Source organism: Acinetobacter sp. WC-743 (assembly GCF_000335555.1).
GTDB classification, from domain to species: domain Bacteria; phylum Pseudomonadota; class Gammaproteobacteria; order Pseudomonadales; family Moraxellaceae; genus Acinetobacter; species Acinetobacter bereziniae.
This window is the reverse complement of record NZ_AMFQ01000101.1, coordinates 49,462-72,030: the sequence shown is the minus strand read 5'-3', so window position 1 is coordinate 72,030 and position 22,569 is coordinate 49,462. Positions and strand designations below refer to the sequence as shown.

Genomic DNA, 22,569 nt, shown 5'->3' with positions numbered 1-22,569 from the left:
GTCATTTCGATGGCTAGGTTTTTTTGCTATTTTGAATAGATTTTAAAGACATTTGTCAGATTAGGTTGATTGCACTAGTCTTAAACGATTAAAAAGACAAATGTCTAAACGATAAGGTGGTTTTTATTTCCAATTTGATTCTCGAATCTGGAACTAAGAATAATATCTACAGATCATGTATACATGTTTACTCAAATGCAGACATGACATGAAAGTTGATGTGTACCTTATGCAGATCAATGACACACTAAGAAATTGTATCGGATTACGAAAAAAAAATAGGATTGATATGAGTCAAACAACACAGACCGATCTCATCGGATTTGCTGATGTAGCCGAGCGCTTACCACAGCTCATCAATAAGCTTCCAAATATCCTGACTGGACTTAAACAAGCTTATATTAGAACGCCCAACACACCTGCTGGGCTAGGTCTAGCTTTTGAGCGTGCGGTCAAACGTAATCCATATGGAGATGCGTTATTATTTGAAAACCAACGCTACAGTTATAAAGAACTGAATGCTTGGGCAAATCAAATTGCACATTTCTATCTTTCTCTTGGTATAAAAAAAGGCGATGTGATCACTGTGATGATCGAGAATCGTCCAGAGTTGATTGCAACAGTGATCGCTTTAGCAAAAATTGGCGTAACCTCTGCACTTGTGAACACTTCACAAACAGGCAAAGTACTCACACACAGTGTCAACCTCGTTAATCCTGTGGCAATTGTTGTGGGAGAGGAATGTCGTGCTGCTGTGGATGAAGTTCGTCAAGATTTAAACATCGCTTCAGATCGCCTACACTGGTTTGCAGATCAAGACACCCTAAAAGAACCAGGTAGTGCACCACAAGGCTATGTCAATCTTGCACAGCAAATTGATGCATTCCCTAAATTTAATCCTGCAACAACTCACAATGTTAAAGGTAAAGATGGATTATTTTATATCTATACCTCTGGAACAACCGGATTACCTAAAGCGGTTATATTCACCAACAGTCGTTGGACACTTGCTTATGGAACCTATGGTCACATCCTAAATTTAGGTGAAGATGACGTAATGTACTGTACTTTACCGCTCTACCATGCAACAGGCATGGTGGTATGTTGGTGCGGTGTCATTGCAGGTGGTTCGGCTTTGGCAATTCGACGTAAATTTTCAACCTCTGCATTTTGGTCAGATGTGAAAAAATTTAACGCATCTGCAATTGGGTATGTAGGAGAACTTTGTCGCTATCTTATGGATGCAGTCCCATCCGAACTTGATCATTCACACCGCGTTACCAAAATGATCGGTAATGGCATGCGTCCAAATATCTGGAACAAGTTTAAACAGCGTTTTGGCGTAGAAGAAATTCTTGAACTGTACGCTTCAAGTGAAGGCAATGTGGGGTTCAGCAATATCTTCAATTTTGATAATACTGTTGGGTTTTCACCTACTCCTTATGCCATTGTACAGTTTGATAAAGAAAGTAACGAAGCAGTACGTGATGCAGATGGCTACTGTCAAAAAGTCAAAAAAGGTGAAGTGGGCTTACTGATTGGTAAAATTACCAAACGTTCTCCTTTTGATGGCTATACAGACCCCGAAAAAAACAAATCCGTGATCATGAAAGATGTCTTTAAAAAGGGCGATGCTTATTTCATTACAGGTGATTTGGTTCGTGATATCGGTTTCCGTCATGCTCAATTTGTTGATCGTCTGGGAGATACCTTCCGTTGGAAAGGCGAAAATGTATCTACCACTGAAGTTGAAAATATCTGTAGCGACTATCCCAAGATTACAGAAGCAGTGGTTTACGGCGTTGAGATTCCAAATACCAATGGTCGTGCAGGTATGGCAGCAATTACCTTACATGAAGGCGAACAGCTGACAGAACAAGATTTAAGCCAGATGGTTACAGATTTTAAAAAGAACTTACCTGCTTATGCAGTTCCAGTTTTTTTACGTATTCAACAGATTGTAGAAACGACTGGAACATTTAAATATCAGAAGAATAAATTGAAGGAACAGGCTTTTAATCCTGAAAAAACTTCTGATCGTTTACTGGTTTTATTGCCAAGTGCGACAGCATATTGTGATGTCACAGCAGAGGTTTATGCCAATATCGAAGCTTATAAATACCGTTTCTAGAAATAAAAGCCCTGTTTTCAGGGCTTTTTTAATTGATTTTGTGTTATTTATAACCGAACGTTGCAAAGTTTCTTAATTTTTACTTGCGCTCTATCAATATCTTGCTAAAATACGCTCCATCAAAACAAAAGGGTCGTTAGCTCAGCTGGTAGAGCAGCGGACTTTTAATCCGTTGGTCCCGCGTTCGAATCGCGGACGACCCACCACTTATTGTTTTGACCTGTATGGATATCGAATGAAAATTACTGATTTTCATGTCGCTTTAAGTAAAGTTTTACTTTACATCCTAACTCAGGGTCGTTAGCTCAGCTGGTAGAGCAGCGGACTTTTAATCCGTTGGTCCCGCGTTCGAATCGCGGACGACCCACCATCTATATGTTTCAATCTGAACATGGATACCGAGTGAAAATCTAGATTTTCATTGATTCGGATAAAGTGATACTTTATACATCCTGACTCAGGGTCGTTAGCTCAGCTGGTAGAGCAGCGGACTTTTAATCCGTTGGTCCCGCGTTCGAATCGCGGACGACCCACCATTCTTTCTTCGGGCTTCTTTCTGTACTGTTTAAGTACTATACTAGAAACGAAACCTGCAAATATTCCGACCTAGACAAAACATCATCTTTTTTGATGCTTCGCCGTTCTCGAAATTTTGCTTGATCTTTTACTTTTGTTTAAACACTTTTAGACAAGTATTGGGTTGTTAGCTCAGTTGGTAGAGCAGTAGACTCTTAATCTATTGGTCGTGGGTTCGACCCCCACACAACCCACCAAATTTAAAAACGATCTATCTGTTTTAATTCTCAAATCGCTTTAAGACATACGCTTTCATTGGCGCTGTATGGTGTTGAGCAAAATACAAACGGTTCTCTTCAGTTCCATTAAGAATTTTATCAATGTCCATCACCAAATTATTTTTCTCATCCACTTTATAAAAAAATTGAATTCCTTCAATTCGATTTACAATGATTTCATGCTGCACGTCATCATATATCCATGTATTTTTTTGATAGCTTCGATTTGATTTTACATCACTATTTTCATTGCTTATTTTGCCCATATATACAAATGTACGGTGCGCTGTTCCATCTGCGAGTAAGTTGATAATAAACTCTGCACTACCCTGTTCACACTTGGCAAATGGATCATCACAGCTGATTTGCACATGATAGCGTCCAACAAACTCTTCAGCTTTGGATGGTAAGATTTCACGCTGCGGTGCAAAATCTTTAATCTCTGCCATTGCAGGTAAGGTCGCCTGCCCCGCAACTTCACTCAACTTCTTGCCATCGCTGGCAGGTACAGCTTGTGTTGCTTCTTGCAAAGCAATCTCACTAGATGAATTCTGTGAATCAGAAGCCCCCTGCTGCTTATTGTTCGATTTTGAAGAATCACAAGCACTCAATAGGCTACAGATGCCTATACCTAAAATTCCAAGGAAGCTTGTTTTATGAACCATCAAATGCATAAATCCCAATAACCCAAATATACTGAGTAAAAAACATGTCAAACATTCATCTACATGCGCATATAGTATTGCGTTGTACCACTTCTCGAAATCTTCACGGTATTTTTTTTACAAAAGTATAAAAAACACTTTTTTTTCAACTCGTCAGCACTTGCTTTACGTCCGCTTTTTTACAGTATTTTGAATAATTTAAGAAACATTGTTACACAGTATTAACAATTTTTATCGGCACTTTACTTGAAGAATTGTGTCAGGACTCCATTATTAAAAGTACAGAGATTGTTCTTATAGTGCTAAAGCATGATCTGTGACAGATAACTTTCTAAGGAGATTTAAATGACCAATTCTGGTTTATATCGTTCAAGCCGACATAATATGATCGCCGGTGTTATGGGCGGTATTGCTGAACGTTTTGGTTGGAATGTGACTTTGTTGCGCATCATTTTCGTGATTGTTTCATGTATGAGTGCTGCATTCCCAGGTATTCTGGTCTATCTGATTCTTTGGTTACTGATGCCTAAACAGAATTTACGTTTGAATGATCATCAAGGTTATCAGCGTCCCGTACGTACCATTTATGAAGAGAAAACCCATTAATTAACATTCTTTTAAACACTTTTCCCTTTTCTGCTACAACAGTTCCCCCAAACTGTTGTAGCTTTTTTTATTCAACATCACTTTATTTTTGATGATTTAACTGTTGTTGCAATGCGGCGATCATATCTGCGCGACTGATAATTCCAACCAATTTCTGATTTTCAATCACAGGAATGTAGTTAAAAGACCGTTCCACAAAATATGGCACAAGATCTTGAATCGGCTGTGTTGGTTGTACAGTTACGACCTGTCGATTCATAATTTGTTTGACAAAGTGCTCCCATGAGGCTCGTGGATCAGCCGCTCGTTTAAACCATTCCACAATTTCATACAGCGCCAATGTACCCACCAATTCATGTGCGGCATTGACCACAGGTAAACTCATTAAATTTACCCGTTTGAATTTGTCTAAAGCTAGGTGAATATCATCCTGTTCATATAAACAAATCACATCTTTACTCATAATATCCTGACAAAGAAACTCATGAACTGCGCGTGCATTGGCTTTCTCTTGTGCTTCTAAAATGATTTTTTGTAAATCATATTCACTAATATCTAAAAGCTGAGTTTGATGCTCTAAGACCTCTTGAATATCTTGGGGTTGGATGGTGACCTTCTGTGTTGGAGTTGGATCTTTAGATCGAACATTGAGCTGTGCACTTTGGGGATATTGTTTGCCTAGCATTCTGTTAAAAATAATTGCGATAGCCAACAAAAATACAGAGTTGATCAACACGGGATAGAAAATAAAATGATAGCCCAGTTGGTGTACCGAATCACCACCCAATACAGCAGTAATTGCCACAGCTCCACTTGGCGGATGCAATGAATCGGTGCTCATCATTAAGAAGATCGACAATGCAACGGCTATACTAAATGCTTCCGTTGGATTGGAAATCAATAGTGCACATGTCACACCAATCAGACCAGCAATGGTATTTCCAACCACCATATTCCATGGTTGTGCCAGAGGACTTGCAGGCACTGCAAATAGCAATACAGAAGATGCCCCCATCGGTGCGATATACCATGCATTAAAACCACCTAATACATACCAACAAATCAGTGAAGATATCGCCAAGCCCAAAAGTGCGCCTAAGCCACAAATTAAACGATCTTTTAGGGGTAACACTTTAAAATTGGGTTTTAAGGTATTTAACCATTCAAGTTGCGTATGAAACACGACGATCCTGCACTTTTGCACTGTTGAAGTGCGAATTATACGTTGTTGTGATTATAAGATGTATTTATTATCCATCTTAATCGTATAAATATTTCTACTATATTTCTCACAAAATGATTTTTTATCGTGCATATTCAGTTAACTGCTCTAATCTTTTACCATATTCTTGCATAGGGCAAAATTCATACATCGGTGAACCAATATAACGCCCTGCGTTTTGACACTCCTGATCAACATAGGCTTTCCATAAGCGTTGAGATTTCATCAGGTCCGTATAACGTTCTTGTTGATTGTCTTTTTGACTTTGTTTTTTAATCGGATCCAACACTTTAACAATTTCTTTTTCATAGAATGCTTTGCCTTGATGACTACATATTTCTACAACAGTATTATTAATATTGCCCAATCCAAGTTCTTCTATGGTTTGATCAACACATTTATTGTATACATCTATCTGTACATCTTGATTTTCCGCATACAGTAAAGTGGAAAAAATCACAGTAGAAAAAATAATCAATTTTAGGCATGCTTTCATTATTTAATCTCTTTTGTTGTTTTGATCATGGTTCAATATAGCAATAAATCTATTTTAAAAGCTTTATTTTTAGCACCGAGTATTAGCTTAATCCTATTAATCACTTTTTTTCTTTTCATGAATCATCAATATGATGTGCAATCAATACTCACAGTATTTGGCATCAGCTTAATGATTTATTTGATTTACTGTGTGATCGTCATTCCAATTGCATATGTACTTTCATTATGGCTTGCACACAAATATTGGCTCAATTTTTTCAGTATTTTTGCGGGTTCATTATTGATGTGGCTAATTGTTACCATGATTGGCTATTTGGTTTTTACAGGTGCTTTCCCAAACCCCATCTGGAAATTATTCAGTGATTGGTTTTTCTATGCAATTGCGATATTTTCAGGTTGCTGTTATTGGGCATTTTTACAAGTATTTTCCTCTCAACCACACTCTGTTAGCGATAATGTAGATAGAACTGATTACTAAAAAGCTCATCAGGATCATATTTTTTCTTCAAACTGAAAAATGCATCTGCCTGTGGATATGCCCGTCGCATCTGGTCAGGACGAATATGTAAACGATAAGGTAAATAATATGTGCCATGATTTTTCAGAACAATATCGACCAATTGCTGTGTCAGTTGTTGCATATCCTGTTCCTGCTGTGGTGTTTTCTTCTGGTTGAATAAAAAAACCAAACCAAAAACGTCCTCTCTTGCATAATTCATAAAAGCATCAGGATCATATTCGACTTCTCGAATAGTAATATTGAGTAGGTCGACTTTTTTATGTTTTAAAACAGGCTTTAAATCTTGAATAAACTGTGCCAAGTAACGCTTTGGAATAAAGTATTCATGCAATAAATCTGTTGAGTTCAGATCTTTATTTTCAATCAATGAAGCATCTTCACTTAGAATTTCATTGCGGCTGAATGTTGTATAAGGCGATATTGAATTAAGACTACTTTCAAGATCCCAACGGAGACGCTTACCATACTCGCTATCTACAGAACCACGAAAAACAATACGTTTAGTTTCGGCATTTTTACTTTGTTGTTGAGATAAGGCTAATGGCTTTTTATCTATTTTTTCAAAATAATTTAAAGTGGCTTGTTCTAAAAAGTGTTTATCTGAGATACGTAACCGTCCATATGCAAACTGCACGTTTGTCTCTTCACTCACAATCCGTTGATATTGTTCTAAATAATCCTTTGGTGAAACAGCAATAGAGTGAAATACCAAAGCAACATTATCTACCACTTTTAATTTTACATCGAGAATTATGCCAAATAATCCATAACCACCGATCACCAATTTGAACAGTTCAGGGTTTTCTCTACGACTACATTCTAATATCTCCCCCTGCGCATTCATCAGTGTAAATGACTCAATGCTAGACGAAATTGGAGGCGAATTTTTTTGCCAACCATGACCATTTACACTTATTGAACCACCAATAGAAAAATTACTAAAAGATTGCATGACCGCAATTGATTTACCATAACTGTCTAAATAACGGAGTGCCTCTTCCCAAGTTGCGCCAGAGCCGATGGTTAAAATATTATTCTTTTCATCAAGACTCATATGGCGATAAGGCAACATATTCAATGCAATACCATCAGGATAGATGGTATGTCCTCCCATACTGTGTTTTGCACCGGCAATTGAGATTTTTAAATGTCTTTCATTGGCATACTGAAGCAATGTTTTTAATTGACTCTGAATTGCCTGTGGTGAGGTTTCAACGTCCACTACACCATGTACTTTGGTCAGATTCAGATGACTAGCATCATCTCGATAGCCTGTTGGAATGTGTTCCATTGCTTGATCTTCATTCATTTTAGTCTTAATTAGATGAATGGATGGGATTGAAATGACAGCAATTAAAATAAGTAAAAGGCTTATCCAAAGTTTGTTTCGATATTGTTTTTGCATCTTGATCAATTCTATTAAAAATTATTGTGATTGAAGTTCTGAATTAAAATTTTAGCCTTAAATATAAAACGAAGGTTCAAAAATGTCATGGTAAATATCTTAAAATAATTCATTTATTTAACATGAAATAAAGCCTCATCGTATCCCCCTGATCCATGCTTAATATCTAATACTCAAAAGAAAGTTAACAATCCACAAGTTAATAAATTGATTTTTTTTGTGTTAATATCAAATATATAATTTAACTTTTTAATTATGAATGATGAACAAAACACCCCTTATAACCACTTTAACTTCTTGTCTTTTTCTTAGCGCCTGCCTTTCATCGAATGAACCTATTATTTTAGAAACTCAGCAGATTGAAATTGCAAACAACCCTTTAAGCGTACTTGAACTGACACTGATCAAAAAGGGTAAAATCTGTCTATTAAAAACAAAAACAAGTGTAAAGAATACCCCGCCCATTGAAAAAGACTGGGCTTTTTTTAGAGATGGTCTCATTTTAATTTCTGAGAATTCTACCTCAGAACCCAGCATCGATACAGACTCCCCAGATGCAGAAATCGAGGCACATATTCAGGAAATGAAAATAAGAAAAGAGGCCAATCAAATGAAAAATTTAATCTCAAAAGAAAATCTTAAAAAATGTACCTGAACTGATCTGCGATGAGCGTCAATATTTGTAGACTAACCTTTGCCACACCTCCGCAAAATCCTTATACTTAGAACCAATTTTTTCTAATACTTATAGTGGATGCTGCATGAGTCGCGCCATATCGCATATTGATACATTCCAAGGCTTAATTCTTGCCTTACAAAACTACTGGGCTGAACAAGGTTGTGTGGTGTTACAGCCTTACGATATGGAAATGGGTGCAGGGACATTCCACACTGCAACATTCTTACGCGCGCTTGGTCCTGAAACATGGAACGCAGCCTATGTTCAACCATCACGTCGTCCAAAAGACGGGCGTTACGGCGAAAACCCAAACCGTTTACAGCACTATTATCAGTTCCAAGTTGTACTTAAACCGAACCCTGACAATATCCAACAGCTTTACTTAGACTCGTTAAAAGCAATCGGTATTGATACTTTAACCCATGACATTCGTTTTGTAGAAGACAACTGGGAATCTCCAACACTGGGTGCTTGGGGCTTAGGTTGGGAAGTGTGGTTAAACGGGATGGAAGTCACTCAATTTACCTACTTCCAACAAGTAGGTGGTGTTGAATGTTATCCAGTGACTGGTGAAATTACCTATGGACTTGAACGTTTGGCTATGTACCTACAAGGCGTAGATTCTGTTTACGATTTGGTATGGACCAAAGGTCAGTTCGGTACAGTGACGTATGGTGATGTTTTCCATCAAAACGAAGTTGAACAATCGACCTATAACTTTGAATATGCCAACGTTGAAAAAATGTTTGAGCTGTTCGACTTTTATGAAGCTGAAGCAACGCGTTTAATGGAAGCTGAGCTTCCGCTTCCTGCATATGAACAAGTCATCAAAGCATCACACAGTTTTAACTTGCTTGATGCTCGTGGTGCTATTTCAGTCACTGAGCGTCAACGTTATATCTTACGTGTCCGTACTTTGGCTCGCTCTATTGCACAAAGCTATGTGGCTGCCCGTGCAAAATTAGGATTCCCAATGGCGGAACCACATTTACGTGATGAAGTATTGGCACAGTTAAAAGCGCAAGTTGAAGCAGAAGCAAAAGCTGAGGAGAATAAATAATGTCTAAACATACTGTTTTATTCGAACTTGGCTGTGAAGAGTTACCACCTAAAAGCTTAAAAACGTTACGTGATGCCTTAAAAGCAGAAACAGAAAAAGGGCTAAATGAAGCGGGTTTGGCATTTGAAGCTATTGAAGCTTATGCTGCACCACGTCGTTTGGCCTTGAAGATCGTCAATGTGGATGCTGCTCAAGCAGACACCCAAAAGCGTTTTGATGGTCCTGCTGTTCAAGCGGCTTATGATGCTGAAGGCAAACCAACCAAAGCTTTGGAAGGCTTTATGCGTGGTCAAGGCATTACAGCGGATCAAGTATCAACTTTCCAAGCTGGTAAAGTTGAAAAAGTTTGCTTCCTTAAAGATGTAAAAGGTCAAAGCCTTGACGTTTTACTTCCACAAATTTTACAAACAGCATTGGATAACCTGCCAATTGCTAAACGCATGCGTTCTGCTGCAAGCCGTACCGAATTTGTCCGCCCTGTGAAATGGGTAGTATTGCTGAAAGACGATGCTGTGATTGATGCATCGATTCAAGATCACAAAACCGGCAATGTGACTTATGGTCATCGTTTTCATGCGCCAGAAGCTATTGTATTGGCAAACCCAGATGCGTACTTAGATGTTCTGCGTCAGGCTTATGTTGTTGCTGACTTTGCTGAGCGCCAAGCGATCATTGATCAACAAGTCAAGGCTTTGGCAGATGAAGTGAATGCGACTGCGATTGTACCGGCAGATCTTCGTGATGAAGTGACAGCATTGGTGGAATGGCCTGTTGCGCTTCGTGCAAGTTTTGAAGAACGTTTCCTTGCTGTTCCTCAAGAAGCTTTGATCACGACCATGCAAGACAACCAAAAATATTTCTGTTTGGTCAACGCTGACAATAAATTACAACCTTATTTCATTACTGTTTCAAATATTGAGTCTAAAGATCCAACTCAAATTATTGAAGGGAATGAAAAAGTTGTACGTCCACGTTTGTCAGATGCTGAATTCTTCTTCTTACAAGATCAAAAGCAGCCACTTGCATCACGTAAAGATAAATTAGCCAATATGGTGTTCCAAGCACAGTTAGGAACACTTTGGAATAAGTCTGAGCGTATTGCTAAATTGGCTGTCGCATTATCTGCAATCACAGGTGCAAACCCTGCGGATGCTGAAAAAGCCGCACTACTTGCTAAATGTGACTTAACGTCTGAATTAGTCGGTGAATTCCCTGAACTGCAAGGGATTGCAGGTACTTACTATGCACGCATTGAAGGCGAGAATGATGAAGTTGCTGAAGCTTTAGGCGAGCAATATCTGCCTAAATTTGCAGGCGATGTTCTACCAAAAACCAAAACAGGTACAACGCTTGCGCTTGCTGACCGTTTAGATACCCTCACAGGTATTTTTGGTATTGGTCAAGCACCAACAGGCTCGAAAGATCCATTTGCTTTACGTCGTTCTGCGATTGGTATCTTGCGTTTAGTGACTGAAAATAATCTTGATGTTTCGATTGAAGAACTCATCAAGTTAGCTTTGGCTGCTTATGGCGATGTATTGAAAGATCATGCGAAGACTTTAGCCGATGCTGTGGCATTCCTTGAAGGTCGTTATCGTGCTAAATACGAAGACCAAGGTGTTGCCGTTGATGTGATTCAGGCTGTTCAAGCACTTTCACCAAAATCACCTTTAGATTTTGATAAGCGTGTTACCGCAGTGAATCATTTCCGTGATTTGCCAGAAGCTGCTGCTCTTGCTGCTGCAAATAAACGTGTTGCAAATATCTTGGCTAAAGAAGCTGCACCTACTGGTGAGATTATTGAAGCTAAACTGGTAGAAGATGCAGAGAAAACGCTTTATAGCGAGATTCAAAATATTCTTCCTGTTGTTCAGCCGCTTTTAGATGCAAAAGACTACACCACTGCGCTTTCCAAGCTGGCAGCATTGCGCGCACCAATTGATGCTTTCTTTGAAGGTGTTATGGTCATGGCGGATGATGCAGAGTTAAAAGCAAACCGCTTACGTTTACTTGCACAATTACGTGATTTATTTACAAGCGTTGCGGATATTTCAGTGTTACAGCATTAAGAAATTAAATAACTGAAAAAATAAGACCTGCCTTTTTGGACTGAACCCCAAATCTTGGACAGTTTAGTTAACGCTGGATTGAGTTCTGAATTGAACAGGGCTCAATCCTTTTAGTTTAATTTGTATTCTCTCATGATTATAGTAATGGATGTAGTCATGAATTTGTTGCTCTAAGACTTCAATGCTTTCTGGTTTCTCTAGATAAATCGTCTCTGATTTTAATGTACTAAAGAAACTCTCCATCAAAGCATTGTCCCAACAATTCCCTTTTCTACTCATACTTTGCTTAATCTTATTCGCTTTAAGCGTACTCCTAAATTGGCTCATTTGATAATGCCAGCCTTGATCTGAATGAAGCATAAGCTTGTGTTTTCGTGAGTTTGGTAAATGACTTATGGCTTGATCAAGCATATCTTTAACAAGTTGAAATACTGGGCGTCTTGAAAGTGTATAGCTCACAATCTCATTGTTATAGCAGTCTAAAATCGGAGATAAATATAACTTCGTATCAGCAACTTTAAATTCGGTTATATCTGTCAGCCAACGCTTATTGGGTCGCTTCGCTTCAAAGTTACGTTTGAGTTTATTTTTGACTATTTTATTGGATGTACCTTTGTAGGCATTGTACTTTTTACGCCGAATCAATGAAATTAAACCAAAGCCTCTCATCAACCTAGCAATCAATTTATGGTTATAATGAAGACCTTGTTGCTTCAAGGCTAAAGTGATTCGTCTATAACCATATCTACCTTTATGCTGATCATAAATTTGGCAAATTCGTTGCTTGAGCTCTGCATATTTATCTACGGCATTTAGCTTGGCTTTATGATAGTAGAAACTACTCCTCGATAACTCAGCAATATCTAAAAGCAATGGCAAAGCAAACTCAGTACTCATCTGATCAATCAACCTTGCTTGTTGTCCTTTTTGGGTGGATTCAGCAAGGCATCGAGCTTTTTTAAGTAAGCATTCTCAGCACGTAAATAGAGTAGTTCACGCTGAAGCTCAGCAGTTGTTTTTTCATGATCAGGTTTATCAACAATATATTTATGTTTATTTTTAGACATGGGTACTCTTCCTTTAGACTTTGGTTCTAGTCCAAGCATTTGGCAGGTTTTATTTTTCGAGCACAAAACAAAATTAATAAAGAGAAAAGTGTCTTCCTCTTTTCCCATCGAAATGATGCTTTTTAAATGAATAAAATAAAAACAAAATATGTAAATTTTCAAAATAGTCTTTAACAATCAAAAACTAAATAAAGCTTAATCTATCCAATGATTTGTATACACTGAATATCAACCTTTCAATCTGAGCGCAACAGTAATGACTAAAAAAATCATATTCCCCGCAATACTCATGACACTCGCCCTCAGCGCCTGCTCAACAACACCCAGCAATCCAAACGCACCGACTGTTTTAGAACAACACAAAAATATCTCAGCAGCGCCCAACACCAAACACAATCTTGCTCGACTCATTCGCCAAACAGATAACTGTGTGATTGAATTTACAGGGAACTTTGAAACAGGAAAAGCAACTGAACATTGGATTTTTAAAGGAGAGCAATTGATTTCAGCATTTTCAAATGTCGATGCGGATATTGAACAGAAGCAGACAGTTTTTGATCCTAAAGATGCTGAAAAGCTAAAAAACTTCAATTCACTCAAAAACAACTTTAAAGTATCAAATCTGGAAAAATGTAATTAATCTCAGCACTTGACTTACGCTGTCCGTAGAGCTAAATACACAACCATTTAGCTCTTTTTAACAACATAAATCACGGGATAGAGCCAAAAAATCACACCACTGAGTCCAATCGCAATAAAAATTAAGCTATTCGGAAGGTAATCCGCAAACCAATAATAAATTGGATTTAAACCCAATTTAAAAGAATTCAACAAAGCGTAAAGCATGCCTAACATCAATATATGAGGCAAAACGAGGTGTAGGATAGATAGCTGATATTTCTTAAAATATTTTACAAAATAAAAACTAGGAATCAAATAAATGAGAAATATGATTGCCGTTGTAACCCAGCCAATCATTTGATGACTGAAAGGGACTTCTTCCCCACAAGCACAGGCAAAACTCGGTCTAAAACTGAAAAATATACCCAACAACACTAAGATCTTTATATTGTTCATTATAGGAATAAGATATAGATTGATTCCAAAGCTTATGTGTTTTTTGTTTCAATGACAAGATGACGATGCGAATAACACAACGTTTAGAGTCGTGAGTTTTCATTTATAAGTATCAGAATTTTAAAATAAAAAATAAAAATTTTTTCATAGAAACTCGATCTTAATCTTTATTCACAATTTTTACATTATTGTTAAAACTGTGTAGATAAGCTGTTGCTATTTTATCTCTAAGACTATTTTCACTCAAATTTCACATTATGATAGGCAACACTCAAACTTGAACTCATTCAGGTATAGGATAAAACTAATTATGAAAATGCTTAAAACAACAGTGATCGCTACAGCCCTTTTAGCTAGCTCTCCTCTTATTTTCGCCAATACAAATGTCAGCGCCAATGCATCTGCTGAAGTCAATGCAAATGGTGGAGGTCTACTTAGCAATATTGGTCAAGGAATCCATAATACAGCAGACAAAGTTGGTAATGGTATTGAAAAAGGTGTCGATAAGACTCGCGAAGTCTCTAAAGATGCTTGGGATGGTACAAAAAATACTGCCGTAAAAGTCGGTGATGGTATCGAAAAAGGTGTCGATAAGACCCGTGATGTGTCAAAAGATGCTTGGGATGGTACCAAGAATGTAGCAGGTAAAGTCGGTACTGGTGTAGAAAAAGGTGTCGACAAAACTCGTGAAGTCTCTAAAGATGCTTGGGATGGCACTAAAAATACTGCTGATAAAGTCGGTACAAGTGTTGAAACTGGAATCGATAAAGGTAAAGTAGCCAGCAAAGGTGCTTGGGAAAATACCAAAAAGCTAAGTTCAGAAGCAGGTCATAACACCAAAGAAGCTGCGATAAAAGCGAAAGATAAAACCAAATCTGCAACCAGTAAAACTTGGCAAAAAACCAAAGACTTGGTTAAGCCGAAATCAACCAACACAGGTGCTAAAGTAAATTCACAAACACATGTGAAAACACCAGTAGGTAGTGCAAACGTCGGCGTATCAACAGAAGCCAAAGTTGCAGCTAAATAATTGCAATTGATGTTCTCTAAACCACAATATTAAGATGAAAAGCTCACATCCGTGGGCTTTTCTTTCAAATACTCAGTAATATTACGAACCATATATTGTTATATTTTGCTGTCGTTGATTTATTACTGTTTAAGCGGGTGATTGAATAAAACAGTACCATTGCTCAATATGATTCACAGCGTTAATGACATCATCATAAAGGAATGAAAACATGGTGAAGATGAAAAGTTTATGTATGATCACTGCAATATGTGCAACATCATCACTTTATGCTCAAACAGACACTCACACACAACCTTATGGTGATAACCCCAATATATTTAGAGTCCTAGCCCATAAGACAGGTGAAGCAGTACAAAATACGGCTGAAAAAGTAGGAGATGCAACCGAAAAAGGCATTCAAAAAATCAAACCTTCATTTGATGAAACCATTGAAAATACGAAAAAATATACCAGTGAACAAGCAACGATTGCCCGAGACAATACACGACAAGGCATAGATACCGCTGTCAAAAAGGTTGAACAGACCAAAGACCGTGTGCTGGGTAAAAACAGCTATAACGTGCCAATAGAACAAGGCAGCTTGAGTCAATCATCAACTACTGCAAACTCAGCGAATCCCTCAGTTACAGCCACTGTCCCAAACATTTCTAATCAAAACATCTCAGATCAGTCGACGGTATCTGCACAACCACCACTTCAAACACAAGCTTCGCAAAATGTTCAGTCCGAACAACCTGAGCTTGAAATCAAAAAACAAAGTTTGCCTATAGAGAACCAGACCAACACACCGAGTCCATCATCAACAGACTCCAAGCCAAATCAAAATACCAATACCAGCATTTCAACAGATGATGATGCAGGTGTACCAAGATAAATGATCTTAAAATCAGTTCATTAAGGCTTAGTTGATTAAAGCTAAAATCGGAGAAAATCGTAATTTAAAGCGAGAGGTTGTAGTGGTAAGTTTGTCCATAGCATTATAACGACATTCTAAAGCCTCAGTGATTCACCCGACGGATCACCTTGCCCTGTTGAAATGCCTCAAAATTTTCCAACATTTGATTTACGATGCGCTGTCGAGCATCAACACTTCCCCAAGCACTGTGCGGGGTAATGATCAAATTTGGAATGTCCTCTGCAAGCAACACATTTCCTTGTTGCGGAGGTTCAACAGAGAGTACATCTATCGCAGCTCCTGCAATCTTGCCTTGTCTTAATGCATCTGCCAAAGCCTGCTCATTCACAATGCCTCCACGGGCACAATTGATTAAGAATGCTGATTTCTTCATCGAGTCCAATGCTTGTGCATCAATCAAGTCACGTGTTTCATCAGTTAAAGGACAATGTAAAGAAAGAAAATCGACTTGTGGAAGTAGCTCAGCAAAAGCAATTCTTTCTTCATGCTGTGGACGGCTTGGTAATGCCCCGACAACAACCTTCATCGCAAAAGCTTCAGCTAATTTGGCAACCGCTTGCCCCAACTCTCCATAACCAATGATCCCTAAAGTTTTTCCTGACAACTCTACAATAGGAAAATCCAATAAACAGAAAATTGGAGATTTATTCCATTCCCCATTCTTTACAGCACCATCATATTTGAGCAAAGAGGTTGCTAAAGCCAACATCAATGTCAGCGTATGCTGTGCAACTGCTGATGTGCCGTAGCCCTGACAGTTGCACACCACGATGCCTTTAGACTTGGCTGCATCTAAATCGACATTATTGGTTCCTGTTGCCGAAATTAAAATGAGCTTTAGATGCTTCGATTGCGCAATTGTTTCAGCATTGATCAATACTTTATTGCTGATGACCACATCGGCATGCGCTACACGTGCTAATACCTGCTCAGTCGTGGTCGAGGGATAAAGCACAAGTTCATCAAAAGCTGCGTTTAACTGACTAAAATCCAAATCATTTTTGTCTAGAGATTCATAATCTAAAAATACAGCCTTCATTGCCTTTACCTTGTGGTTTCAATCATTTGCACAATCTTGTTTATAACATGAAAATTTCACTGATTTTCATACAGCTCTTTAGAATATTTTGAAATGTAAACCGTCATTATTCAGCTTTAGAAACAACCCTTTCCAATCCAATAATTTTAAGATTGTGTTGATACTTGAGGAAAACCAAAGGTGTTATTTTTGAGTGCCAATAAATACGCATTGGTCATACGGTAGGCTTCTTGAATAATGGCTTCAGAAATATAACTTTCATTGTAATAACCATGCTTCATACAGGTAAAAACCAATTCCATCAAAATGGTTAAAGTATCGGGTTGTTGAGGGACATAATTATCCACCTGAATCATTTCCAATGCTTTACGTACGCCATCACTGACTTTTTTCAACTCGATTTGATACTCAAGATAAGCTTGCCGTGTAAAAGGACCACTGAGAATCAGTAAGCTGGCAATTTCTGATTCATTGAAAAATTTAGCCGTGGTCCGAATCATACTTTCTGAAAGCAGTTGTCCGTACACTTCGATGCTTGCTTTGGGATTATCCGTCAAAACGCGAACAGCAGCCTTCCCCAGTTGTTTCACCAAATCATTTAAGTGTGCGAGTGCAATATGACGCAGAATATCGTATTTCGTCGGAAAAAATTGATAAATGCTGGTACGGGGAACGCCAGAAGCATTGGCAATTTCAGGAATAGAAATCTTTTCAATTCCAATGGATAACAACAATTCTTGCGTAGTCGCCAACATCTTTTCCATTCTTTTTTGTGAGCGTTCTTGTTTTGGTTGACTCACTTTTTTGGTCATTTTCTTTAAAACTGACGTTGACGTTATTTTGATCATCAGATAATCTCTCAAAAAATCCAACAAATGTTGGTTTTTAAAACTTCCTTGTTCTCAAACAAAAATATAGAGGAAAACGGAAATGAATTTACCCCTTTCCGATGCACATATATCCAAGCTAAACAAAGCCAAAAACTTTGCTGACCCTGAAGATGAGCAACGCAGTCATCGAATTCGTAAAGCGATTTTGGAAGCTGGGAATCAGTTACGAAAACGCCATCCTTGGCTGGTTCAATATCAAGATCAAATCGGTTTAAGTATTCTGGGCACTGCTATTACAGGGATTATTTTCAATATAACACAATACGCTCGCGGGAAAATGGCTTGGTATGTGGCAATTCCACTTTCTGCATTTTGGATGTCAATTTTGCATGAACTGGAACACGATTTGATTCATCAAATGTATTATCGTAAGAATAAAAAAATAAATGATGCCATGCTTGCAGCCGTGTATGCCTTTCGTCCAAGTACAGTCAATCCGTGGATACGTCGTGAAGTCCACCTACATCACCATAAATCCTCAGGTACAAAAACAGATTTAGAAGAACGAGGTATTAACAATGGTGACAAATGGGGTTTAAAACGCTTGATCATGACAGGTGACAATATGTTGGCTGTCTATTTACGCCCCATCACCATGATGAAAACCACCAACCGCTATATTCATGCGCAGAAGAATTTATCGAAAACTGAAAAGCTCAAATTAAAGGCAAAGCTATCTGCAAGTTATGCACCATTTGGGCATATTCATTATGCACTTTGGCATAGCTTTCTATTGATCAGTGCTGCCAAATTAGCAATGAAAGCTTTTGGCATCGCACAACCTAAAAATAGCTTATGGAAGTTTGTTGACCGCAGCACAAAATTTTATGCGGTAAGTATTGCTGCGCCTAACTTTCTCCGTACCTTGAGTTTACACTTCACCAGTTCCAATATGCATTATTACGGCGATGTTGAGGATGGAAATGTTGTACAGCAATGTCAGATTTGGACGGATTGGCGCATGAAACCTTTGCAGGCATTTTGTTTTAACTTTGCAGGTACTCATGCAATACATCACTTTGTTGTTCGTGATCCATTTTATATCCGCCAAGCGATTGCTGAAGACTGCTATCCAATCATGAAAGAAAATGGTGTGCGATTTAATGACTTTGGAACCTTTAAACGCGCAAATCGTAGATTCTAAACTTTATGTTTTTCAGGTTGAATTTCAGTTTATGGGGATCTCCGGCATGGGGTCCTCTTTTTTTTATATTCAAACATGCACTTAGACGATATAGTCAATCAAATGAAATTTAAAAAGCTATTAGAATGAAACAATCAAAATCCAGCTCAATGATACTATTGATGAGTTATTTTATCTTATCTGCATATTCAGCACATGCAAAAGATCTCGTTTTACAGTCGATTCAAAATTTAGATGAGGCAGAATTTAGAAGTTCAGAAGGAAATTATTTTAGATTAATTCAATTGAATCGAGGTTGTCGTATAGAGGCTCGGTATTATTTAGAAATGGAAAATCTATTATTTAGTTATCAATTTATTGATCAAAAACTTCTACATGCCTCACGAAAAACCTTTCGTTATCATTACAAAGAAGGTCAAGAAGGCTCACTCATGGCGGTAACAGGTGTTTATCAACATTCTAGCGAAACTTATAAACTCGATGACTTAAAAGTTCAAAGTGAATTTAAGAAATATCAAGCATTGTTCCCAACACGCTATTTAAAGCAATGTATTTAAATGAAGGTGCTTTTAAAGCACTTCCATACATTCGAAAGCATGATAAGTAATCAATCATATTGCTCTTGATCACGCCTTCTCTTTTTGAGAGACGGCGAGAAAAAAGGCTATATTATTGAATGATGCTGTTAAAAAAGGCTTTAGCCAAAGCCGATTTAATCATACGATGAATTGCCTGAGCTTAAGCGATCTTAAAATGACAAAACTCATTTAAACTTTCATCGTCAAAACTGACTTGACCTTGAATATCACAGCTCATATAGAAGTTTTTATAACTCAACACATAAAAGTCAGGGGTTTTCTTGATCACAATTGGATTCATATCCAATGACAACGCTTCATCATGTTTAAAGAGTTTTGTCACACGACGATCATTCATGCAAATCAAATAGGTCTGTTTCTTAATCTCGACTTGCGCTAGACCATTGCTTTCAACATTTAATGGAATAATATATTTACCATTAACATCAATCACCTGTTGATCATAGCTTTCCAGTTTCTGGGTAATGACATTAAATACCAAGATATTACCAAAGTTGTCTTGTAGCTGGGTTTTGTCCTCAAATGCAAAATTGACCTGAATCCCCAGCTTTTGCAGATCTTGCTCATCCACACGTTTATTGGTTAATAAAATACGGGTAATGGTCTGCTTTAAACTGGCATCAAAGAAAGTACTGTCCAGTTGAATATCAGTTCCTTTGAGAATTTTACCCAATGCTTCATTGTGTGTTCCCAACAAACGAGCAATCACACTGCGATAGTAAAACTTACTGTTCTTCTTGACCTCACGAATCTGCTTATAGAAATAAGTTTGATCATAGGGGCGTTCAATAAAATCATGTAATAAGGCAGAGTTCGCCAAAACAGCAATTGCATCATGCCCTGTATAGGGTAAATGAAGAGTATGTAGTTGAGGAATTAACGGCTTAATTTTTAAATAATGTTCTTTATCATTTTCAAAATACGGATCATAAACAATGATGTATTCACAATCTTCAACAATATCCTGTGCCTGAATACGCATATTTGCGTTTAAATCAGCGTCATAGAAATCCGTATAACGTTTATCTTCAACTTCTGAAGGATCTATTGAATATTGCGGAACCATAGCAACTACACGATTCATGTTTAAATCTTTGGCATATTTGATCGCTGCATAGCCCCCCATCGATCCACCATAACCGACAATATTCTTGAATTGACTTAAGATGGGTTGCAGATGCTGTAAAAGAGCAGCCATACTTGATGCAGGAAACCAAGACTTTTGCTTAGGCATAATACCGACAACAGCATAGTTATATTTCATCAAAGACTTTTCAGCATTAATTGAAAGCCCTTTGGCGCGAGTGATCAAGTCCCCAAATGACAGGACTAAAGTGTCAGATTCACCTGTTAAATAGATTGCTCTGATATGATCATCTTCAAAAATTATTTGTTTATCCATTCGCACACCGAGCATCCGCTCTTTCATTGGCTGAAATTAAATCAATCGGCTCTTGCCTATTGATTGCTTCAAGTGTCATATTTTATAGAGTCTAGTCAGATAAAAAAGCGCAAAATATGACACATTCCTTACATCCTGCTGCTCAAAAAGGTTTCAGTACGGCTGCTGAACTCTATCAACAAGCCAGACCCAATTATCCACAGGCTGTGGTTCAATGGCTCATCGAAGATTTAGCACTCAGCCCAGATTCAAAGGTGGTTGACTTGGGTGCAGGTACTGGAAAATTTCTACCTTATCTGAAACAAGCGACGCCCAATATCATTGCAATTGAACCTGTTTCTGAAATGCTGGAGCAGTTGAAAATAGTACATCCTGATGTACAAACGCTTCAAGCGAAGAGTGATCAAATTCCGTTAGAATCTGAAAGTATTGATGCTGTTTTGTGCGCTCAGTCCTTTCATTGGTTTGCCAATATCGAAACATTGAACGAAATCCACCATGTTTTAAAGCCCGAAGGTCATTTAGGTTTGGTTTGGAATCAACGAGACGAGAATATAGACTGGGTGAAAGCATTGGCAGATTTGCTCGCAACCCTTGAAGGAGATACCCCACGTTATCACAGCGGGCAATGGAAGCAGGTATTTGAAAATCAATTTTTGTTCCAACTTGAAACCGCTAAAGTATTTTCACAGCTACACACAGGTACGGTAGAAAATGTGGTGAGTAAACGGTTGCTCTCAACCAGCTTTATTGCAGCGATGCCAGAACAAGAACAACTCAAATTGAAACACAAATTCGAACAGATTGTATCGGAATATACGGGCAAACAAGCTCAAGATGAAATAGACTTCCCTTATGTCACCTATGTTTATAACTTTAGGAAACTGCGCTAATTGATACGCTTTAATGAGGAATGTTTATCATGAATTTAATACTTCGCCCTTTGCTTCTTTCAAGTTTACTCACATCTATCGTTTTCATGGCTGCATGTTCCCCTAAAGATGGTCAACAAAACAATTCATCTGAGCCGAAAGATGCATCTCAAGAAGTTATGGACCAACTGAAAACCAAACCGATTAAAGCCTTTCCGAGTACGCCAAATGATGCACACGATATTGCCTTGCTCGACGAATATGATCAAAAATTTACTGAAAATAATAATGCTTTAGAAGCTGATCTTAAAAAACGTGCTGCTGATGGCAGTCTAACCGAAGACATTGATCGCCAACTCAAGCGAGATAATATTGAATCGGCACTCAATATGTTGAAAGACTTGGATCTTAAAACAGAACAAGGGCGCTATATTCAAGGTTTACGTTATCAATATTGGGAAAACCAAGCCAAAGTCTATGATGAGAAAAAGCAATCTGCTGATGGTGAGCTTAAAAATCCAAGTGATGCAGTCAAAGGCATGGGAGAAATGTTCACTGCCGATGAACAGCTTGATCACTGGAAGCAAACCACTGAAAGTAAATAATGCTTTAATCAGACTAGGGTCTGTGGACAATTCGTCTATGTTTGCGACTAGGTGTGTTTTTTAGGCGATTCTAGGCGCGAAATACGAAATTTAGTCATTCTAAATGATGAGAAACACTGTTTCGCAAGGGAACGAAGAAGCGACAAAAAACACGCTAGTCCCGAAGGGTTGTAGTTAAAATTATCTCAGGCTACGTTATGAAATTTAAAAATAGTCTCGCTATTCTCTTCATTTCCTTGCGGAGTATACTCCTCATACCTGCTCAATTTTAACCTA

General features: G+C 38.0%; 23 protein-coding genes and 4 tRNA genes. 17 read left to right on the top strand and 10 right to left on the bottom strand.

Features of this window, described 5'->3' with window-relative positions; genetic code table 11:
• Window positions 1-289 precede the first annotated feature (289 nt).
• The 5 genes from ACINWC743_RS15665 (at window position 290) to ACINWC743_RS15645 (ending at window position 2,904) form a co-directional block, all read left to right on the top strand.
• Window positions 290-2,131, top strand: coding sequence for a long-chain-acyl-CoA synthetase (locus tag ACINWC743_RS15665; protein WP_009586168.1), 1,842 nt, complete (start codon window positions 290-292; stop codon window positions 2,129-2,131).
• 130 nt (window positions 2,132-2,261) lie between these two features.
• Window positions 2,262-2,337: transfer RNA gene (locus tag ACINWC743_RS15660), tRNA-Lys, on the top strand.
• Between the two features lie 88 nt (window positions 2,338-2,425).
• A tRNA-Lys gene (locus ACINWC743_RS15655) sits at window positions 2,426-2,501 on the top strand.
• A 90-nt stretch (window positions 2,502-2,591) separates the two neighbouring features.
• Window positions 2,592-2,667, top strand: a tRNA-Lys gene (locus ACINWC743_RS15650).
• Window positions 2,668-2,828: 161 nt separating this feature from the next.
• Window positions 2,829-2,904 (top strand) — tRNA-Lys (locus tag ACINWC743_RS15645).
• A gap of 23 nt (window positions 2,905-2,927) precedes the next feature.
• On the opposite strand, the gene ACINWC743_RS15640 is transcribed toward ACINWC743_RS15645, so the two are convergent.
• Window positions 2,928-3,590 carry a hypothetical protein gene (locus tag ACINWC743_RS15640; RefSeq protein ID WP_009586122.1) on the bottom strand — a complete coding sequence of 221 codons (663 nt, stop codon included), beginning with the start codon at window positions 3,588-3,590 and terminating at the stop codon, window positions 2,928-2,930.
• Between the two features lie 345 nt (window positions 3,591-3,935).
• Between ACINWC743_RS15640 and ACINWC743_RS15635 the strand changes: the two genes are divergently transcribed.
• Complete coding sequence (locus ACINWC743_RS15635) at window positions 3,936-4,196, top strand: PspC domain-containing protein (protein ID WP_005035529.1); 261 nt, start codon at window positions 3,936-3,938, stop codon at window positions 4,194-4,196.
• An 82-nt stretch (window positions 4,197-4,278) separates the two neighbouring features.
• On the opposite strand, the gene ACINWC743_RS15630 is transcribed toward ACINWC743_RS15635, so the two are convergent.
• Window positions 4,279-5,379 (bottom strand): HPP family protein, encoded by a 1,101-nt coding sequence (locus tag ACINWC743_RS15630; RefSeq protein ID WP_009586177.1) that lies wholly within the window; start codon window positions 5,377-5,379, stop codon window positions 4,279-4,281.
• Window positions 5,380-5,500: 121 nt separating this feature from the next.
• Window positions 5,501-5,917 (bottom strand): lysozyme inhibitor LprI family protein, encoded by a 417-nt coding sequence (locus ACINWC743_RS15625; protein ID WP_373867877.1) that lies wholly within the window; start codon window positions 5,915-5,917, stop codon window positions 5,501-5,503.
• 132 nt (window positions 5,918-6,049) lie between these two features.
• Between ACINWC743_RS15625 and ACINWC743_RS15620 the strand changes: the two genes are divergently transcribed.
• On the top strand, window positions 6,050-6,394 hold the full coding sequence (locus ACINWC743_RS15620) for a hypothetical protein (RefSeq protein ID WP_227560999.1): 345 nt from the start codon (window positions 6,050-6,052) through the stop codon (window positions 6,392-6,394).
• Here the strand turns inward: ACINWC743_RS15620 and ACINWC743_RS15615 are convergent.
• Window positions 6,363-7,841: an FAD-binding oxidoreductase gene (locus ACINWC743_RS15615; protein WP_009586170.1), complete on the bottom strand. Its 1,479-nt coding sequence runs from the start codon at window positions 7,839-7,841 to the stop codon at window positions 6,363-6,365. The two genes, ACINWC743_RS15620 and ACINWC743_RS15615, sit on opposite strands and share 32 nt — an antisense overlap.
• A gap of 262 nt (window positions 7,842-8,103) precedes the next feature.
• On the opposite strand from ACINWC743_RS15615, the gene ACINWC743_RS15610 reads away from it, so the two are divergent.
• The 3 genes from ACINWC743_RS15610 (at window position 8,104) to glyS (ending at window position 11,649) form a co-directional block, all read left to right on the top strand.
• Window positions 8,104-8,496, top strand: coding sequence for a hypothetical protein (locus ACINWC743_RS15610; protein WP_009586167.1), 393 nt, complete (start codon window positions 8,104-8,106; stop codon window positions 8,494-8,496).
• Between the two features lie 106 nt (window positions 8,497-8,602).
• Window positions 8,603-9,580 (top strand): glycine--tRNA ligase subunit alpha, encoded by a 978-nt coding sequence (glyQ, locus tag ACINWC743_RS15605; RefSeq protein ID WP_004826512.1) that lies wholly within the window; start codon window positions 8,603-8,605, stop codon window positions 9,578-9,580.
• The gene (glyS, locus tag ACINWC743_RS15600) at window positions 9,580-11,649 is read left to right on the top strand and encodes a glycine--tRNA ligase subunit beta (RefSeq protein WP_009586080.1); all 2,070 of its coding nucleotides are present in this window, start codon (window positions 9,580-9,582) and stop codon (window positions 11,647-11,649) included. Before glyQ ends, glyS begins: the two co-directional genes overlap by 1 nt.
• Window positions 11,650-11,712: 63 nt before the next feature.
• On the opposite strand, the gene ACINWC743_RS15595 is transcribed toward glyS, so the two are convergent.
• On the bottom strand, window positions 11,713-12,558 hold the full coding sequence (locus ACINWC743_RS15595; protein ID WP_080971996.1) for an IS3 family transposase: 846 nt from the start codon (window positions 12,556-12,558) through the stop codon (window positions 11,713-11,715).
• A complete protein-coding gene (locus ACINWC743_RS15590) occupies window positions 12,555-12,716 on the bottom strand; it encodes a hypothetical protein (RefSeq protein ID WP_009586095.1) in 162 nt (53 codons plus the stop codon). The genes ACINWC743_RS15595 and ACINWC743_RS15590 overlap by 4 nt, the downstream gene beginning before the upstream one ends.
• Window positions 12,717-12,972: 256 nt before the next feature.
• Here ACINWC743_RS15590 and ACINWC743_RS15585 point away from each other — a divergent pair, with 256 nt between their 5' ends.
• Window positions 12,973-13,356 carry a hypothetical protein gene (locus tag ACINWC743_RS15585; protein WP_004826509.1) on the top strand — a complete coding sequence of 128 codons (384 nt, stop codon included), beginning with the start codon at window positions 12,973-12,975 and terminating at the stop codon, window positions 13,354-13,356.
• A gap of 47 nt (window positions 13,357-13,403) precedes the next feature.
• On the opposite strand, the gene ACINWC743_RS15580 is transcribed toward ACINWC743_RS15585, so the two are convergent.
• Entirely contained in the window at window positions 13,404-13,793 is a 390-nt protein-coding gene (locus ACINWC743_RS15580; RefSeq protein WP_035301279.1) for a hypothetical protein, read from the bottom strand.
• 310 nt (window positions 13,794-14,103) lie between these two features.
• Here ACINWC743_RS15580 and ACINWC743_RS15575 point away from each other — a divergent pair, with 310 nt between their 5' ends.
• A complete protein-coding gene (locus ACINWC743_RS15575) occupies window positions 14,104-14,823 on the top strand; it encodes a hypothetical protein (RefSeq protein ID WP_004826503.1) in 720 nt (239 codons plus the stop codon).
• A gap of 211 nt (window positions 14,824-15,034) precedes the next feature.
• Window positions 15,035-15,700 carry a hypothetical protein gene (locus ACINWC743_RS15570; protein ID WP_009586110.1) on the top strand — a complete coding sequence of 222 codons (666 nt, stop codon included), beginning with the start codon at window positions 15,035-15,037 and terminating at the stop codon, window positions 15,698-15,700.
• A gap of 124 nt (window positions 15,701-15,824) precedes the next feature.
• On the opposite strand, the gene ACINWC743_RS15565 is transcribed toward ACINWC743_RS15570, so the two are convergent.
• Both ACINWC743_RS15565 and ACINWC743_RS15560 read right to left on the bottom strand, forming a co-directional pair.
• On the bottom strand, window positions 15,825-16,781 hold the full coding sequence (locus tag ACINWC743_RS15565; RefSeq protein WP_009586184.1) for a 2-hydroxyacid dehydrogenase: 957 nt from the start codon (window positions 16,779-16,781) through the stop codon (window positions 15,825-15,827).
• A 146-nt stretch (window positions 16,782-16,927) separates the two neighbouring features.
• Window positions 16,928-17,629: a TetR/AcrR family transcriptional regulator gene (locus tag ACINWC743_RS15560; RefSeq protein WP_004826499.1), complete on the bottom strand. Its 702-nt coding sequence runs from the start codon at window positions 17,627-17,629 to the stop codon at window positions 16,928-16,930.
• Window positions 17,630-17,711: 82 nt separating this feature from the next.
• Here ACINWC743_RS15560 and ACINWC743_RS15555 point away from each other — a divergent pair, with 82 nt between their 5' ends.
• A complete protein-coding gene (locus ACINWC743_RS15555) occupies window positions 17,712-18,815 on the top strand; it encodes a fatty acid desaturase (protein WP_009586137.1) in 1,104 nt (367 codons plus the stop codon).
• 161 nt (window positions 18,816-18,976) lie between these two features.
• Window positions 18,977-19,372, top strand: a complete 396-nt coding sequence (locus tag ACINWC743_RS15550; RefSeq protein WP_009586093.1) for a hypothetical protein — start codon at window positions 18,977-18,979, stop codon at window positions 19,370-19,372.
• Window positions 19,373-19,553: 181 nt separating this feature from the next.
• Here ACINWC743_RS15550 and ACINWC743_RS15545 read toward each other — a convergent pair whose 3' ends face one another.
• Window positions 19,554-20,816, bottom strand: coding sequence for a hypothetical protein (locus tag ACINWC743_RS15545; protein WP_035301289.1), 1,263 nt, complete (start codon window positions 20,814-20,816; stop codon window positions 19,554-19,556).
• A gap of 116 nt (window positions 20,817-20,932) precedes the next feature.
• On the opposite strand from ACINWC743_RS15545, the gene ACINWC743_RS15540 reads away from it, so the two are divergent.
• The gene (locus tag ACINWC743_RS15540) at window positions 20,933-21,709 is read left to right on the top strand and encodes a class I SAM-dependent methyltransferase (protein WP_009586166.1); all 777 of its coding nucleotides are present in this window, start codon (window positions 20,933-20,935) and stop codon (window positions 21,707-21,709) included.
• Between the two features lie 29 nt (window positions 21,710-21,738).
• Entirely contained in the window at window positions 21,739-22,293 is a 555-nt protein-coding gene (locus tag ACINWC743_RS15535) for a hypothetical protein (protein ID WP_004826494.1), read from the top strand.
• Window positions 22,294-22,569 lie beyond the last annotated feature (276 nt).